Source organism: Paenibacillus methanolicus, assembly GCF_008124765.1.
Lineage (GTDB): Bacteria > Bacillota > Bacilli > Paenibacillales > Paenibacillaceae > Paenibacillus_Z > Paenibacillus_Z methanolicus.
Genome location: NZ_VNHS01000034.1, coordinates 1 through 1,350, shown reverse-complemented (window position 1 = coordinate 1,350; position 1,350 = coordinate 1). Strand labels below are relative to the sequence as shown.

General features: G+C 50.5%; 1 protein-coding gene. It reads left to right on the top strand.

All coding sequences use genetic code 11. From position 1 onward, the window contains the following. Positions 1 to 85: 85 nt before the first annotated feature. Positions 86 to 1,306: an IS256 family transposase gene (locus BCM02_RS35065; protein WP_148933753.1), complete on the top strand. Its 1,221-nt coding sequence runs from the start codon at positions 86 to 88 to the stop codon at positions 1,304 to 1,306. Positions 1,307 to 1,350: the final 44 nt, after the last annotated feature.

Here is a 1,350-nt window from a genome sequence, read left to right as displayed (position 1 = left end):
AAGAGTCTGTAAAATATTCTGTGTAAACTCTCAAACCGAATTTAGATTACAATGAGAGAAAGGTTGGTTTGAGAGGATGGCACCAATGGCGAGATTCAGTAAGGAACAAGTAAAGGCGTTTGTGAAGGAGAATAACCTCAAGACGATGGACGATGTGCAATCCGCACTGAAAGAGCTGTTTGCAGAGACGCTGCAATCGATGCTGGAGGCGGAATTGGACACGGAACTGGGCTACGAGAAGCACGACGTGAAGAGCAAAACGACATCTAACAGCCGTAACGGCAAGAGCAAGAAGACCGTAACGAGCGAGTACGGAGACGTCGAGATTAGCGTCCCACGCGACCGTAACGGCGAGTTCGAGCCCGTCATCGTGAAGAAGCATCAGTCCACCGTGACCGGCATTGAGGACCAGATCATCGCTATGTACGCCAAGGGTGTCAGCACACGGGATATCCAGGACCACCTGAATCAGCTGTACGGCATTGACGTCTCGCCAACAATGATCTCGAACGTGACGAACAAGATTGTACCCCTCATCAAAGAATGGCAGAATCGGCCGCTGCAGGGCATTTACGCGGTCGTCTTCATGGACGCCATTCATTACAAAGTGAAGCAAGACGGAGCCATTGTGAACAAGGCGGCGTACATGGTCATTGGCATCGACCTAGACGGCAACAAGGACGTGTTGGGCATGTGGATTGGGGAGAACGAGTCCTCAAAATTCTGGCTCAGCGTGCTGAACGACCTGCGTAACCGCGGCGTTCAAGACATCCTCATCACCTGTGTGGATAACCTGACGGGCTTCTCTCAGGCCATTTCCGCCTGCTATCCAAACACGGAGATTCAGAAGTGCATCATCCACCAGATCCGCAATTCGACGCGTTACGTCTCGTACAAGGACCTGAAGAAGGTTACCGCTGATCTAAAGCCGATCTACAAAGCGGTTACGGAAGAAGCAGCCTTGTTGGAGTTGGACCGCTTTGAAGTCACCTGGGGCAGCAAATACCCTCTCATTGTGCGTTCCTGGCGTAACAATTGGGCGGAGCTCTCCACATTCTTTAAATACCCGCCGGAAATCCGTAAACTGATCTACACGACGAACATGATTGAGAGCTACCATCGTCAGCTACGCAAGGTCACCAAAGGAAAAAGCATTTTCCCAAGCGACGAAGCGCTGCTGAAAATGCTCTACTTAGCGACGATGGATGTTACTCGTAAATGGACAGGGCGTGTGCAAAACTGGGGCCAAATGCTCCTCCAGCTCTCCGTCTTTTTCCCCGACCGTATCGGTCATTATTTACGTTAGCTTTTTTACTTCAAGAGGGTTTACACAAAAAGCTTTACAGACCC

What these genes read in the sequence shown, in the direction of transcription:
- BCM02_RS35065 (WP_148933753.1), top strand. Translation starts at nt 86, where the DNA reads ATGGCGAGATTCAGTAAGGAACAAGTAAAGGCGTTTGTGAAGGAGAAT.